The sequence below is a fragment of the Enterococcus sp. AZ050 genome (genome assembly GCF_051715085.1).
In the GTDB taxonomy this organism is placed as follows: Bacteria; Bacillota; Bacilli; order Lactobacillales; family Enterococcaceae; genus Enterococcus; species Enterococcus faecalis.
Window position 1 is genome coordinate 2673638 of sequence record NZ_JBIOTC010000001.1, and the last position, 16363, is coordinate 2690000.

A 16363-nucleotide genomic window follows, 5' to 3' on the forward strand; every position below is an offset into this window, starting at 1 on the left:
GTGCAATTATGAATACGTTTTTCAAATTAAAGGAAAACAAGACAACGGTATCAACTGAAATAATGGCGGGGGTCACGACCTTTTTTGCAATGAGTTATATTTTATTTGTTAATCCGTCCATTCTTTCAGAAACAGGGATGCCTTTTCAGGCTGTTTTTTTAGCGACCATTATTGCTTCAATCATCGGTACATTAATCATGGGGCTGTTTGCTAATGTACCTTACGCTCAAGCACCAGGGATGGGACTCAATGCTTTCTTCACGTTTACGGTCGTTTTTGGGATGGGGTATACATGGCAACAAGCATTAGCAATGGTTTTTATTTGTGGTTTGATTAATATTTTGATTACAGTGACAAAAATTCGCAAAATGATTATTAAAGCAATTCCAGAGAGTTTACAACATGCTATTGGTGGTGGGATTGGAATTTTTGTCGCTTATGTAGGGTTGAAAAATGCTGGCTTACTAAGTTTCACAGTACAAGCAGAACCTCAAAATGGTGTTGTGAATGGTTCGAGTATCGTGCCCGCTTTAGGAAATTTTGATAATCCAGCTATTATTTTGGCGGTAATTGGGCTAGTTTTAACAACGATTTTAGTTGTCACGAATGTTCGTGGGGCTATTTTAATTGGCATTGTGGTTACTACGTTAGTCGCAATTCCAATGGGGGTGGTAGACACTGCTTCGGTTGATTGGCATGCTAATTCGTTGGGCAATTCATTTAAAGAATTAGGTACAACTTTTGGCGCTGCTTTTGGTGCTGAGGGCTTACAGTCATTGTTTAGTGATTCTTCAAAAATTCCTCAAGTTTTAATGACCATTATTGCCTTCAGTTTATCAGATACGTTTGATACAATTGGAACATTTATCGGTACGGGACGTCGAACAGGGATTTTCTCTAAAGAAGATGAATTAGCTTTAGAAGATAGTAAGGGTTTCAGCACTAAAATGGACAAAGCTCTATTTGCAGATGCTATTGCAACATCTATCGGTGCGATTTTTGGTACATCGAATACGACAACTTATGTAGAAAGTGCAGCAGGAATCGGTGCGGGTGGTCGAACAGGTTTGACATCGGTAGTGGTAGCAATTCTATTTGCCCTAAGTAGTCTTTTTTCACCACTTATTGCTATTGTGCCAGCACAAGCTACGGCTCCAGCGTTAATTTTAGTGGGAATTATGATGTTAGCTTCTTTCAAAGACATCAATTGGACGGATTTAGAAGATGCGATTCCAGCATTTTTTGCTTCAATTTTCATGGGATTATGTTATAGCATCTCTTATGGGATTGCTGCTGGGTTCATCTTTTATGCAGTGGTGAAAGTAGTCAAAGGAAAAGCCAAAGAAGTTTCACCAATTATTTGGGTCATTGATGCGTTGTTTATCTTAAACTTTGTAATCTTAGCTATTTTATAGTAAATAGAAGTGAGGCTGAGATAACAGCGGTTAGCTTTGAAGGTGTTGCGTTTTATCTTAAGCCCAAGTGTTAAGAAGTCTGGCAGATTGGTCGTTTTGACCGGTCTGTCAGACTTTTTTTTAAAGAATTTTCTTTTGAGAGATTCACTCTTTTAGAGTATAGTGGTAGGTGAAGAGGTGATAAGGTGGATAAAAGTATGAAAATAAAATGGAAGCAGAATTTATTAGTCGCATGGATTGGTTGCTTTTTTACAGGGGCGAGTATTAGCTTAGTTATGCCGTTTATTCCAGTATATGTTGAACAATTAGGGACGCCTAAGAGTCAAGTAGAGTTGTTTTCTGGATTGGCAATTTCCGTCACGGCGTTTGCTGCTGCGATTGTTGCACCGATTTGGGGAAATTTAGCTGATCGAAAAGGTCGGAAAATTATGATGATTCGGGCTGCAGCAGGAATGACGATCACGATGGGGGCGTTAGCATTTGTCCCTAATGTATACTGGCTGTTGATTATGCGTTTTATGAACGGGATTTTATCCGGCTATATTCCTAACGCAACAGCGATGATTGCATCGCAGGCGCCAAAAGAGAAAAATGGCTGGGCTCTAGGAACATTATCAACAGGTGCAATTGCTGGGACGTTAATTGCGCCATCGATTGGCGGTGCGTTGGCACAGTGGTTTGGAATGGAAAATGTCTTTATTATTACCGGCGTTATTTTATTCATTACAACGTTGTTGACTATCTTTTTAGTTAAAGAAGATTTTCAACCAGTTGAGAAAAAGGATTTATTAACGACTAAAGAAATTTTTAGTAAGATGGATCATGTTTCAGTATTGATTGGTTTGTTTGTGACTACGTTAATTTTACAATTAGGAATTACAAGTATCAGCCCAATCTTAACGCTATATATTCGATCTTTAAGTGGCGATACAGAGAATGTATTATTTGTTAGTGGTTTGATTGTTTCGATTGCCGGCGTTTCAGCAATTATTTCTTCTCCAACTTTGGGAAAAATTGGGGACCGCATTGGGAACCAAAAAGTTTTATTAGGCGGATTAATTCTTTCTTTTATTTGTTACATTCCCATGGCGTTTGTGCAAACACCTTTTCAGTTAGGTGTTTTACGATTCCTTTTAGGTTTTTCAACAGGTGCTTTAATGCCATCAATTAATACGTTAATTAGTAAAATAACGCCAACAGAGGGCGTAAGTAGAGTTTATAGTTACAATCAGATGTGTAGTAATTTCGGTCAAGTTTTAGGACCGATGGTAGGGTCGACAGTTGCCCATGGTTTTGGCTATTCTTCTGTTTTTCTGGTAACCGCTTGTTTCGTTTTAGGAAACATTGGGTTGTCCTTCTTTAATTTCCGAAAAGTTTTAAATAAAAAGCTCTAAACAGTTGAAAAGATAAAAAAACCAGTTACAATAACTTTAGTAACTGGTTTTTTCTTATTTAACAGGTTTGGTTTCTTTCGGTACTGCAAAGTGTGCAATTAATAAAATAATAACGGCTGTTGCCAACGATAGAATCGTTGTCATTTTAAAGTCGTATGAACCACCAGATAATGCACCGCCGATATATCCAACGACTTGGCCTAATGCGAAGGTCCAGAAAAATACAACAAGATAACGCATATGAGCACCTCTTTTCTAGCTCTTAGTTTAGCATATTTTCTTTAAAAGTAAAGAATCCGCGATAGGAAAATAAGAGAAGAGGCAAAAAATAGCAAGGATTCAAAAAGGAGCTGTCCAATGTCATTTCCACAATTACATACCGTTACTTCCTATTCGCTTTTATCTAGTACGGTTAGGATTCGTTCCTATGTAAAACAAGCGAAAGCGTTAGGTTATCAAACATTAGCGATTACCGATATCAATGTCTTGCATGGGGCGGTTGAATTTTATGAAGCATGCCAAGAAGCGGGAATTCAACCAATTATCGGTTTAAGATTAGAATATACCCCAGCAGAAAAAGAAGGGCATTCCGAATTGCTTTTATTTGCTAAAAATTTAAAAGGGTATCAGCAATTAATGCAACTATCTAGCAGCAAAATGACGACAGAGGGTCCCTTTTACTTAGCGGAACATCAATCCTTATTAAGTGATTTATTTGCCGTGACTTTGTCAGCCAAAGGAGAAGTCGCCCAAACATTTTTTGAAGATGAACAACAAGCGGTTCACGCTTTCCAACAACTTGCTTCATATTTTGATCCCCAGTCGTTATTTGTTGAACATTCTTTTTCAATGAATCAACAACGTAATCCAGCGCTCTTTTCTTTTTACCAAAGAGAACAATTACCTGGCGTGGCTTTGCAAGAGGTACGTCATTTAACAAGGGAAGAAGGCTTTGCCGTAACTGTTCTTGAGAGCATCAAAGAAAATAATCAATTGAATATTACAAGTCAAACACCGGAAATAGAAGGTCTGAATTACTTGCGTGAAGCAGAGACGACGATGGAACAAATGCTTCAAATAGCTGGTGCAGAAGTGGTCCAGAATACGATTCAGCTAGCTGAAAATTGCCGAGTTGACATTCCTTTACATCAAAAATTATTACCGCATTTTCCTGTGCCTGATAATCAAACGGCTGGTTCTTATTTACGCACATTGTGTTTAGAAAAATTACCAGAAAGAGTGCCTCATCTAAATGAAGTTTACCAAAAACGATTAGAAAAAGAGTTAACCATCATTCACAATATGGGCTTTGATGATTACTTTTTAATCGTTTGGGATGTGATGGACTTCTGTCATAACAATCAAATTGTTACAGGCGCTGGCCGAGGTTCAGCTGCAGGCTCTTTAGTGTCCTATGTGCTATCAATTACAGATGTAGATCCAATCAAATATGATTTGCTCTTTGAACGTTTTTTGAATCCGGAACGCTACACGATGCCCGATATTGATTTAGATATTCCTGATAATCGGCGGGAGGAAGTTTTAGCTTATGTCAGTCAAAAATATGGTCATTATCACATGGCGCAAATTGCCACGTTTGGTACGATGGCTGCGAAAATGGTTTTACGGGACGTTGCACGTGTTTTCGGGTTGTCCCAGAGTGAAGCGAATCGTTGGTCGGCAGCTGTCCCCAACAAGCTGAAAATTACGTTAGAAGAAGCGTACCAAGAGTCGAAACGGATGCAAGAATTGGTCAATTTTTCACCAAATAATCAATTGCTCTATAAAACAGCTGTTCAGCTAGAAGGATTGCCTCGCCATGTTTCTACGCACGCAGCAGGTGTGGTAATTAGTGATGAAAATCTTTTGAATTTGGTTCCGTTACAACTAGGATCGAATGAAATTTTATTGACCCAATTTACTATGAATGATGTTGAAAAAATTGGTCTTCTGAAAATGGATTTCTTGGGCTTAAGAAATTTATCCATCATTGATGATACCCTCACAGCTGTTAAACGCGTCTATAATCAAACCATTCGTTTGAATCAGATTCCATTAGATGACGAAACGACGCTGGCTTTATTTAGAAAAGGGGAAACAAGTGGTGTTTTTCAGTTTGAATCTGCTGGAATTCGGAATGTATTAAGAAAATTAGGGCCGACTAGCATTGAAGATATTGCTGCTGTCAATGCCCTGTATCGTCCTGGTCCGATGCAAAATATTGATGTTTTCATCCGCCGGAAAAAAGGCTTGGAACAAATTAGTTATCCAGAGCCTAGTCTCGCCCCCATTTTGGAAAATACGTACGGAATTATTGTTTACCAAGAGCAGATTATGCAAGTTGCTGCGAAAATGGCAGGCTTCTCTTTAGGGCAAGCTGACATTTTACGTCGGGCCATTAGTAAAAAGAAAAAAGATGTGCTAGATGAAGAACGAAATCATTTTGTTAATGGTGCGTTACAACAAGGCTATCCCCAAGAAACAGCTAACCAAGTGTACGATTATATTGAGCGCTTTGCTAATTATGGCTTTAACCGCTCGCATGCATTTGCCTATTCCTTTATTGGTTTTCAAATGGCTTACTTGAAGGTTCATTATCCGAGTGCTTTTTATGTCGCATTGTTGCATTCTGTTCGTCATAATCCAACAAAAATTAAAGAATATATTGGCGAAGCTAGAAAAAACAAGCAGACGATTTTGCAGCCGTCAATTAACCAAAGTCACTACAGCTTTTACCTAAATCAGCAACAGCAAATTTTATTTGGTTTTAGTTCTTTAAAAGGAATCCGCCGAGACTTCATTCAAAATATTTTAAATGAACGCCGAGAAAATGGACCGTACAAAACGTTCGATGAGTTTCTTTTGCGAATTGACCGTAAGTGGTTGAAAGTTGAAAATATCGAACCATTGATTGCCATCGGTGCATTTGACGAAATTGCGCCTAATCGCCGTCAATTAGCAGTAGGTTTAGAGAGTAATATCCAAAGTATTCTTCTCAGCGGTGGTAGTATGGATTTGTTAGAAACATTGAAGCCCAAGGAAGAAGAAATTGCCGATTATCCGCTAGAAGAGCGACTAGAACAAGAAGAACAATATTTAGGGGTCTATTTATCAGGACATCCGACAGAAGAGTTCAAAAAAACACGCTTAGCCAAGCAAACGCAACTTGTTCATGAACTTGTTGAAAATCAGCCCACGAAATTATTGATTTATGTCAAAAACATTCGGACGATTCGGACCAAAAAGGGAGAACAAATGGCCTTTGTTGATGGGGATGATACAACAGGAAGTATTTCACTAACGTTGTTCCCAACCGTTTTTCGCCAGTTAAGACAGAGTGTCGAGAAAGGGCAAGTTTATTATGTGGAAGGAAAAGTGGAACGCAGTACTTACAATCAAGAATTGCAAATATTGGTTCAACGAATAGAAAAAGCGCAACAAGTAGAAACATCAATTAGTGACGAAACGTGTTTTATCAGAATTACAAAAGATGTCGAACAAACGGACGTTTTTCAGAAAATGAAAGAGGTACTCAGTCGTCATGCTGGACACATTCCAGTGATTGTCTATTTTGAAAAAACAGGAAAGAAAATAGTATTAAATGAAGAAAATTGGGTCGCTCATACAAGCGCTAGTCAGCAACAATTAGCTTACGTTTTAGGCGAGCAAAACGTCATTTTCAAATGATTTACGGTAAAAAATACTAGTTGTTTTCAACTTTTTTCATTTTTTTCTTCTTAACTCAAGACATTTTGGTTCTTTAATGGTAAAATGAATGACGTAATATTTTTGTATATCAATTTTTGCGAAAAGGTTTCTTTTGGCAGTTGAAAGTATATTATATGAGGTGAAATAGCGAATGAAACGCATTGGTATTTTAACCAGCGGGGGAGATGCCCCTGGAATGAACGCTGCAATTCGTGCAGTCGTACGCAAAAGTATTTTTGATGGAATCGAAGTTTACGGTATTAACTATGGATTTGCCGGTTTAGTCGCAGGCGACATCCGTCGTTTAGATGTTGCTGACGTTGGCGATAAGATTCAACGTGGTGGAACATTCTTGTATTCTGCTCGTTATCCTGAATTTGCTACTGAAGAAGGGCAATTAAAAGGAATCGAACAATTGAAAAAATTCGGTATTGAAGGCTTAGTTGTTATTGGTGGAGACGGTTCTTATCATGGCGCAATGGCTTTGACAAAACGTGGTTTCCCCGCTGTTGGAATTCCTGGAACGATTGATAATGATATTCCTGGAACAGATTTCACAATCGGTTTTGATACAGCGATTAACACTGTTTTGGAATCAATTGACCGAATTCGTGATACAGCGACTTCTCATGTTCGTACATTCGTTATCGAAGTAATGGGACGTAACGCTGGTGATATCGCATTGTGGTCAGGCGTGGCAGGCGGAGCAGATGAAATCATTATTCCTGAACATGATTTTGATATGAAAAACGTTGCCAAACGTATTCAAGAAGGCCGCGACCGCGGGAAAAAACATTGCTTAATCATTTTAGCAGAAGGCGTAATGGGCGGAAATGAATTTGCTGATAAACTTTCTGAATACGGTGATTTCCATACGCGTGTATCAATTTTAGGACACGTGGTTCGTGGGGGCTCGCCAAGTGCTCGTGACCGTGTATTAGCAAGTAAATTTGGGTCATATGCTGTTGAACTTCTAAAAGAAGGCAAAGGCGGTTTATGTATCGGTATGTTAGATAACCAAGTAGTTGCAGCTGATATTATTGACACGTTAGAAAACAATAAACACAAACCAGATTTATCTCTTTATGAGTTAAATCATGAAATTTCTTTTTAATCTTGTATATTAGCTAATCTTATTAGCTTTGTATAAACAAATTTGGAATAGGAGCGTTTTAGTAATGAAAAAAACGAAAATCGTATGTACGATTGGACCAGCTAGTGAATCCGTTGATATGCTAGTAAACTTAATTAATGCAGGTATGAATGTTTGCCGTTTGAACTTTTCACATGGTGACTACGAAGAGCATGGTGCTCGTATTAAAAACATTCGTGAAGCTGTAAAAATTACAGGGAAACGCGTAGCGATCTTACTAGATACAAAAGGTCCTGAAATCCGCACAAATGACATGGAAAATGGCGCAATCACAATGAAAATTGGTGACTCAGTACGTATTTCTATGACAGAAGTTTTAGGAACAAATGAAAAATTCTCAATCACTTATCCAGAATTAATCAATGATGTAAACGTAGGTTCACACATTCTTTTAGATGATGGTTTAATCGATTTAGAAGTAACTGATATCGACCGTGATGCAAACGAAATCGTAACAGTTGTTAAAAACGAAGGCGTCTTGAAAAACAAAAAAGGCGTTAACGTACCAGGCGTTTCTGTAAACTTACCAGGGATCACTGAAAAAGATGCTAACGATATCCGTTTCGGAATTGGTCAAGGAATTGACTTTATCGCAGCTAGCTTCGTTCGTCGTGCTTCTGACGTTTTAGAAATCACTAAAATTTTAGAAGAAGAAAACGCAACACACATCCAAATCATTCCTAAAATCGAAAACCAAGAAGGTATCGATAATATCGATGAAATCTTAAAAGTTTCTGATGGTTTAATGGTTGCTCGTGGTGACATGGGTGTTGAAATTCCAACAGAAGATGTTCCAGTTGTCCAAAAAGCTTTAATTAAAAAATGTAATGCTTTAGGTAAACCAGTTATCACTGCAACACAAATGTTAGATTCAATGCAACGTAACCCACGTCCAACACGTGCGGAAGCAAATGACGTAGCAAACGCAATCTACGATGGAACAGATGCAGTAATGTTATCAGGCGAAACTGCAGCAGGGGATTACCCATTAGAAGCTGTTCAAACAATGGCTCGTATTGCAGTTCGTACAGAAGAAACATTAGTTAACCAAGATTCATTCGCATTGAAATTATATAGCAAAACAGATATGACTGAAGCAATCGGACAATCTGTTGGCCATACAGCACGTAACTTGGGTATCCAAACAATCGTTGCGGCAACAGAATCAGGCCATACAGCACGTATGATCTCTAAATACCGTCCAAAAGCACATATCGTTGCAATTACGTTCTCAGAACAAAAAGCACGTAGCTTATCATTATCATGGGGTGTTTACGCAACAGTTGCTGACAAACCATCAAGCACAGATGAAATGTTTAATTTAGCTTCAAAAGTATCACAAGAAGAAGGTTATGCTTCAGAAGGTGATTTAATCATTATCACTGCTGGTGTTCCAGTTGGCGAAAAAGGCACAACAAACTTAATGAAAATTCAAATGATCGGTTCTAAATTAGTTCAAGGTCAAGGTGTCGGCGAAGAAGCAATTATTGCAAAAGCCGTTGTTGCAGGAACTGCTGAAGAAGCAGTTGCTAAAGCGACTGAAGGAGCTATTTTAGTTACAAAAACAACAGATAAAGAATACATGCCTGCAATTGAAAAAGCATCAGCATTAGTTGTTGAAGAAGGTGGTTTAACTTCTCATGCAGCTGTTGTAGCGATTGCGCAAAATATTCCAGTTATCGTAGGTGCTGCAGATGCAACATCATTAATTAATAATGACGAAGTGATTACTGTTGATCCTCGTCGTGGTATTGTTTACCGCGGAGCAACAACAGCTATCTAAGTCTAATTAATTCAATCATTTGATTTTAAGCAATATGTACTCGGACGCAAAGCTGGGACAAACCGATTCGTCAGTTTGTCTCAGCTTTTTTTACAAGGAAGACAGTGGTATGAAATGTTCAGAAAACACGTATTCAGTAAATAAAGAGTTGGGCGCAAATAGTAAAATTATGTCTGAGTTTTAAATTATTTATGTTATTTCACACAAAAATTTTGTTATTTAATTAAATAAGCGCTAAGTTATCTTCAACAGAAAAACAATTATAAAAAAAACGAAAGAAAAACAGGAAATAAGAAAGGGCTGTCAAGAAAATTTCATTGACAAAGCTTTCATACCCCTGTATAATAGCTTTTGTTGCTTAGGAGTGATAATTATGAAGTGGTCTTTGTTAGAATTAAATAAATACAAAGAAGAGCCGCTAGTGTTTTCAGAAACATTGCATCTTAAAGAAGAGCTTCTTCAACGAGATGATACCTTGTTGGATGTTAGTCCAATCAAAGTAGAAGGCTTATTAGCAGTCAATAAATCAGAATATTTACTTCATTACACTATTCAGGTAACTGTAACCGTTCCTTCATCCCGTTCTTTAGAACCTGTGGCTTTGCCAATGCAAATCACGGTCGATGAAGTCTTTATGACAAAAGAACAAATGGATACAAGAGATGAACGATTTGCAGCTGAAGAGATTATTTTATTGGACAAGCCAACAATTGATTTAGATGAATCTGTCGAAGACAACATTCTATTGTCCATTCCAATTCAAGTGCTTACGGAAGAAGAACAAAACAGTCAAGAAATGCCAAGTGGCAATGACTGGGAAGTGATTTCAGAAGAAGCATATTTGGAAAGTAAGCAGAAAGCAGCAGAACAAACAGTGGATCCTCGTCTGGCTAAACTATCAGAATTACTCAGCGATAATGCTGAAGAGGAAGATAACAGCTAGGTTGGAATATATTGTGTATGTAAATACACGCATCTTTACAAGGAGGTGGAACAACAATGGCAGTACCAGCTAGAAGAACTTCTAAAGCGAAAAAAGCAAAACGTCGCACACACTACAAATTAACAATCAAAGGCTTAAATGCATGCTCAAACTGTGGTGAAATGAAAAAAAGCCATCACGTATGTCCAGCATGTGGTCACTACGATGGAAAAGACGTAATGTCTAAAGAAGCATAAGCATAAAAACATTTTTTGAAATGTTGAATCCCCTAGGCTAACCATGGAGCCTAGGGGATTTGTATTTTTTTAAGAAAATATGAAGAAATTGGAAATTTATTGGCACTATATTGTTTTCATATGAAAGATAGTGCGTTATAATAGTGAGGATTATAAGAGAATGCTCATAGAATTTTCGTTGATTATAATATAGGAGGTCATAAAATGACAAAACAACAATTTGGCGTAGTCGGCATGGCTGTCATGGGAAAAAATCTTGCTTTAAACATTGAAAGCAGAGGCTATACAGTTGCGCTGTATAACCGTACAGGATCAAAAACAACAGAAGTGGTTGAAGAACATCCTGACAAAAACTTTCAAGCAACATACTCAATTGAGGAATTTGTGAATGCAATTGAAAAACCTCGTCGAATTATGTTGATGGTTAAAGCTGGACCTGCAACAGATGCGACAATCCAAGAATTGTTACCACACCTTGATAAAGGCGACATCTTAATTGATGGCGGTAATACGTTCTTCAAAGACACAATGCGACGTAATGAAGAACTAGCAAACTCAGGAATTAACTTTATTGGTACTGGCGTTTCTGGCGGAGAAGAAGGAGCCTTGAAAGGACCGTCTATCATGCCTGGCGGACAAAAAGAAGCGTATGAGTTAGTTGCGCCAATTCTTGAAAAAATTTCAGCTAAAGCAGAAGACGGTGAACCATGTGTGACTTACATTGGCCCAAATGGTGCTGGACATTATGTAAAAATGGTTCATAATGGGATTGAATATGGGGACATGCAATTAATTGCTGAATCCTACGATTTAATGAAACAAATCTTAGGTTTATCTGTTGATGAAATGGCAGAGATTTTCAAAGAATGGAACGAAGGCGAATTAGACAGTTACCTTATCGAGATCACGGCTGACATTTTGACACGTAAAGATGATGAAGGAACCGACCAACCAATCGTTGATGTTATTCTTGATGCAGCAGGCAACAAAGGAACAGGTAAATGGACAAGCCAAAGTGCGTTAGATCTTGGCGTACCATTACCATTAATTACAGAATCAGTATTTGCACGTTTTATTTCGGCTTACAAAGAAGAACGCGTAAAAGCAAGTGGCATTTTATCAAAACCTGCAGCCTTTAACTTTGCAGGTGATAAAAAAGAATTGATTGAAAAAATTCGCGAAGCATTATACTTTAGTAAATTAATGAGTTATGCGCAAGGTTTTGCACAACTCCGTGCAGCTTCTGAAGAATACGGATGGGATTTACCATTTGGTGAAATTGCAAAAATCTGGCGAGCAGGTTGTATTATCCGTGCACAATTCTTACAAAAAATTACCGATGCATATGAAAAAAATCCAGCACTTGAAAACTTGTTGTTAGATGAATACTTCGTAGAAATTACGAAAAAATATCAACAAGCCGTTCGTGAAGTTGTTGCGATTGCTGTTCAAGCAGGTGTTCCTGTACCAACATTCTCATCTGCAATTGCTTATTACGATTCTTATCGTTCAGATCGCTTACCAGCGAATTTAATTCAAGCACAACGTGATTACTTCGGTGCTCATACGTACGAACGCACAGACAAAGAAGGAATCTACCATTACAGCTGGTACAACGAAGAATAAACACGCTGGAGACCATGAGTCTGGCTCACCATGCTCATGGTTTTACTGTGGCTTAAAAAAGAACCAGACAGATTGAGTAGTAATTCTCTAATAAGTAGTAAGGAATAAAAAGGTTGAGCTTGAGTATAGCTTTTAAAGAGAAAGGACAATTAATCAAATGAGCAACATTTTAATTATTGAAGATGAAAAGAACTTAGCGAGATTCGTTGAGCTTGAATTAAAACATGAGGGGTATACGACAGAAGTACACTACAATGGTCGTACAGGATTGGAAGCCGCTCTTAACAACGAATGGGATGCTATCCTTCTTGATTTGATGTTACCAGAATTGAATGGATTAGAAGTATGTCGCCGTGTTCGCCAAGTGAAAAATACACCAATTATTATGATGACTGCGCGTGATTCAGTAATTGACCGTGTTTCTGGTTTAGACCATGGAGCGGATGATTATATTGTTAAACCATTTGCAATTGAAGAATTGTTAGCTCGTTTACGTGCGTTACTTCGTCGTATTGATATTGAGGGCGATAAAAACGTTGCAAAACAAACAACGATTACATATCGTGACTTAACAATTGAAAAAGAAAATCGTGTCGTTCGTCGTAATTCTGAAATGATTGAATTAACAAAACGCGAATACGAATTACTATTAACGCTAATGGAAAACGTGAATGTTGTCTTGGCACGTGATGTGTTACTAAATAAAGTTTGGGGCTATGAAACAGAAGTAGAAACAAACGTTGTGGATGTGTATATCCGCTACTTACGAAATAAAATTGACGTACCTGGAGAAGAAAGCTACATCCAAACTGTCCGTGGAACTGGCTACGTTATGCGTTCGTGAGAACTAATTAATGAAAAGAACGATTAAAAAAGAACTGGAAGGCCCATCTTTAACTATAAAGTGGGCTTTCGCAAGTTCTTTCTTTATATTTGTAGTTTTTACCATTTTTGCGGTGATTACCTATAAGTCTTCTGTTAGTCTTATTGTTGCCAAAGAAAAGGAAAATGTCGAAGCAACGATTGCAGAAGTAACAAATCGATTAGCTAATGCCAATGAAAATTTAACGGTAACAGACGTTTTTGACTATTTAAAAACGCCGAGTGAAAGAGATGAAAACTACTATAATAAGCATACAGCAGTAGAAGGTTCGTTTATGGAAATGGACAGTTTCATATCTGAACTAGGACAACCAGAACTTTATTTATCTGTGTATGACACAAACCAAAAGCTAGTTTTTAAAACACAAAATGAATATGATAAGTTATTACAATTGGATCGACAATTACCTGTTGTTCGAACCGTTTTTGATAAAACCGGTTTTTATTCCGTGGAACCTATTTTTTCAAAAGAAACACGAGAAAAGATTGGCTATATTCAAGCGTTTTATGAACTTTCTTCTTTTTATGAAATTCGTAATCATTTATTATTAACACTTGTAGTTTTAGAAGTGATTTCTCTGATTGTAAGTAGTGTCTTAGGCTTTATCCTCTCTTCTTATTTCTTAAAACCATTAAAAGTATTGAGAGATACGATGGATACAATCCGCAAAGACCCGCAATCAGATGTCCACATGCCGGAGATTAATACGAGAGATGAGTTAGCAGATATCTCGGAAATCTTTAATGAAATGTTAGATCGTATGAGACGCTATATCGAACAACAAGAGCAGTTTGTTGAAGATGTTTCCCATGAATTAAGAACGCCCGTTGCGATTATGGAAGGCCATTTAAACCTTTTAAATCGTTGGGGGAAAGACGATCCTGAAATTTTAGATGAATCATTAAAGGCCAGTTTACAAGAAATTAGTCGTATGAAGAGTTTGGTCCAAGAAATGCTTGACCTTTCACGCGCTGAACAAGTGGACACCCAATATGCAAATGAACGAACAGATGCTAAACAAGTAGTCTACCAAGTATTTAATAACTTCCAATTGGTTTATCCTGAGTTTCATATCACATTAGATGACGATTTACCAACCGAAGTTGAACTGAAAATCTATCGTAATCACTTTGAACAATTGCTAATTATTCTATTAGATAATGCGATTAAATATTCAACAGATCGAAAAGAAGTGCATATTTCCATTTCTCGAACGATGAATGAATTTGAAATAGCTGTGCAAGATTTTGGTGAAGGAATCACTGAAGAAGACTTGGAGAAAATATTTGATCGATTCTATCGAGTAGATAAAGCCCGTGCAAGAAATAAAGGTGGTAATGGCTTAGGTCTATCGATTGCAAAACAATTAGTCGAAAACTATAAAGGACGTATTGATGCAGAAAGCGTATTGCATCAAGGAACGATCTTTAGAATTTTTATTCCAATCGCTGGAATAAAAGAAGAGAGCAACGTACAATAAAGTACGTTGCTTTTTTTACGAATGATTAACGAACATTTCAGTAAGAGAAAAGGGATTATAAGATAAAGAAACGAATGTTTTCTTTGCAGAAAATATTCATCGTTCGAAATTGAAAAAAATGTTATTTTTCTGCAAAATAATAGTTGCGTTTTAGAAAAATCCTTGGTATATTAATATCTGTTCTGACAAACAGTTCGTTAAGAAAAAAGTTTTAAAAAGTTAAAAATTTTTCTTGACGAAAAGATAAATAACATGTTAGAATAACAAAGTCGTTAAAGAGATTGCTTTTAAATCAATCGTTTGATCAAAAAAACTTGTTATAAAATAACAAAAAAATTTAAAAAGTTGTTGACAAACAACTGAGATAATGATAAGATATAGAAGTTGTCACAACAGACGGCAACGACCGAGCAAAACAACTTAAAAAACTTTTTAAAAAAAAGTTCTTGACATTCAAACGAAAGTTTGTTATGATATAAAAGTTGCTGCGAGGTAACGTAGACCTTTGAAAACTGAACAAAGAATAGACGAACCAAATGTGTAGGGCGTCTTGATTCAATTCAAGACAACAAACATTTTTAACAAGCAAGCAATATGCTAGCAAACAAATTGAGCTTAACAATCGCAAGATTGTTCTAACTTTTATTATGAGAGTTTGATCCTGGCTCAGGACGAACGCTGGCGGCGTGCCTAATACATGCAAGTCGAACGCTTCTTTCCTCCCGAGTGCTTGCACTCAATTGGAAAGAGGAGTGGCGGACGGGTGAGTAACACGTGGGTAACCTACCCATCAGAGGGGGATAACACTTGGAAACAGGTGCTAATACCGCATAACAGTTTATGCCGCATGGCATAAGAGTGAAAGGCGCTTTCGGGTGTCGCTGATGGATGGACCCGCGGTGCATTAGCTAGTTGGTGAGGTAACGGCTCACCAAGGCCACGATGCATAGCCGACCTGAGAGGGTGATCGGCCACACTGGGACTGAGACACGGCCCAGACTCCTACGGGAGGCAGCAGTAGGGAATCTTCGGCAATGGACGAAAGTCTGACCGAGCAACGCCGCGTGAGTGAAGAAGGTTTTCGGATCGTAAAACTCTGTTGTTAGAGAAGAACAAGGACGTTAGTAACTGAACGTCCTCTGACGGTATCTAACCAGAAAGCCACGGCTAACTACGTGCCAGCAGCCGCGGTAATACGTAGGTGGCAAGCGTTGTCCGGATTTATTGGGCGTAAAGCGAGCGCAGGCGGTTTCTTAAGTCTGATGTGAAAGCCCCCGGCTCAACCGGGGAGGGTCATTGGAAACTGGGAGACTTGAGTGCAGAAGAGGAGAGTGGAATTCCATGTGTAGCGGTGAAATGCGTAGATATATGGAGGAACACCAGTGGCGAAGGCGGCTCTCTGGTCTGTAACTGACGCTGAGGCTCGAAAGCGTGGGGAGCAAACAGGATTAGATACCCTGGTAGTCCACGCCGTAAACGATGAGTGCTAAGTGTTGGAGGGTTTCCGCCCTTCAGTGCTGCAGCAAACGCATTAAGCACTCCGCCTGGGGAGTACGACCGCAAGGTTGAAACTCAAAGGAATTGACGGGGGCCCGCACAAGCGGTGGAGCATGTGGTTTAATTCGAAGCAACGCGAAGAACCTTACCAGGTCTTGACATCCTTTGACCACTCTAGAGATAGAGCTTTCCCTTCGGGGACAAAGTGACAGGTGGTGCATGGTTGTCGTCAGCTCGTGTCGTGA

General features: G+C 38.3%; 11 protein-coding genes and 1 rRNA gene (1 of these 12 only partly in view). 11 read left to right on the forward strand and 1 reads right to left on the reverse strand.

What is annotated here, in order from left to right:
• Window positions 1-8 precede the first annotated feature (8 nt).
• Both IGJ04_RS13170 and IGJ04_RS13175 read left to right on the forward strand, forming a co-directional pair.
• Window positions 9-1415, forward strand: a complete 1407-nt coding sequence (locus IGJ04_RS13170; RefSeq protein ID WP_002355943.1) for an NCS2 family permease — start codon at window positions 9-11, stop codon at window positions 1413-1415.
• 197 nt (window positions 1416-1612) lie between these two features.
• Window positions 1613-2809, forward strand: a complete 1197-nt coding sequence (locus IGJ04_RS13175) for a multidrug efflux MFS transporter (protein ID WP_002381323.1) — start codon at window positions 1613-1615, stop codon at window positions 2807-2809.
• 54 nt (window positions 2810-2863) lie between these two features.
• Here IGJ04_RS13175 and IGJ04_RS13180 read toward each other — a convergent pair whose 3' ends face one another.
• Window positions 2864-3049 carry a YjzD family protein gene (locus tag IGJ04_RS13180; protein WP_002355945.1) on the reverse strand — a complete coding sequence of 62 codons (186 nt, stop codon included), beginning with the start codon at window positions 3047-3049 and terminating at the stop codon, window positions 2864-2866.
• 117 nt (window positions 3050-3166) lie between these two features.
• Between IGJ04_RS13180 and dnaE the strand changes: the two genes are divergently transcribed.
• From dnaE to IGJ04_RS13225, 9 genes are all read left to right on the forward strand, one after another.
• Window positions 3167-6496, forward strand: a complete 3330-nt coding sequence (gene dnaE / locus IGJ04_RS13185) for a DNA polymerase III subunit alpha (RefSeq protein ID WP_002361435.1) — start codon at window positions 3167-3169, stop codon at window positions 6494-6496.
• Window positions 6497-6668: 172 nt separating this feature from the next.
• Window positions 6669-7631: a 6-phosphofructokinase gene (pfkA, locus tag IGJ04_RS13190; RefSeq protein WP_002355947.1), complete on the forward strand. Its 963-nt coding sequence runs from the start codon at window positions 6669-6671 to the stop codon at window positions 7629-7631.
• Between the two features lie 64 nt (window positions 7632-7695).
• Complete coding sequence (gene pyk / locus IGJ04_RS13195; RefSeq protein ID WP_002355949.1) at window positions 7696-9453, forward strand: pyruvate kinase; 1758 nt, start codon at window positions 7696-7698, stop codon at window positions 9451-9453.
• Between the two features lie 373 nt (window positions 9454-9826).
• The gene (locus tag IGJ04_RS13200) at window positions 9827-10396 is read left to right on the forward strand and encodes a YceD family protein (RefSeq protein ID WP_002363429.1); all 570 of its coding nucleotides are present in this window, start codon (window positions 9827-9829) and stop codon (window positions 10394-10396) included.
• A gap of 56 nt (window positions 10397-10452) precedes the next feature.
• Complete coding sequence (gene rpmF / locus IGJ04_RS13205) at window positions 10453-10632, forward strand: 50S ribosomal protein L32 (protein ID WP_002355952.1); 180 nt, start codon at window positions 10453-10455, stop codon at window positions 10630-10632.
• A 204-nt stretch (window positions 10633-10836) separates the two neighbouring features.
• Window positions 10837-12258 (forward strand): NADP-dependent phosphogluconate dehydrogenase, encoded by a 1422-nt coding sequence (gene gndA, locus IGJ04_RS13210; RefSeq protein ID WP_002355953.1) that lies wholly within the window; start codon window positions 10837-10839, stop codon window positions 12256-12258.
• Between the two features lie 157 nt (window positions 12259-12415).
• On the forward strand, window positions 12416-13102 hold the full coding sequence (locus IGJ04_RS13215; RefSeq protein WP_002355954.1) for a response regulator transcription factor: 687 nt from the start codon (window positions 12416-12418) through the stop codon (window positions 13100-13102).
• 10 nt (window positions 13103-13112) lie between these two features.
• Entirely contained in the window at window positions 13113-14621 is a 1509-nt protein-coding gene (locus IGJ04_RS13220; protein WP_002363430.1) for a HAMP domain-containing sensor histidine kinase, read from the forward strand.
• A 643-nt stretch (window positions 14622-15264) separates the two neighbouring features.
• Window positions 15265-16363 (forward strand): 16S ribosomal RNA (locus IGJ04_RS13225); it runs 462 nt beyond the window's last position.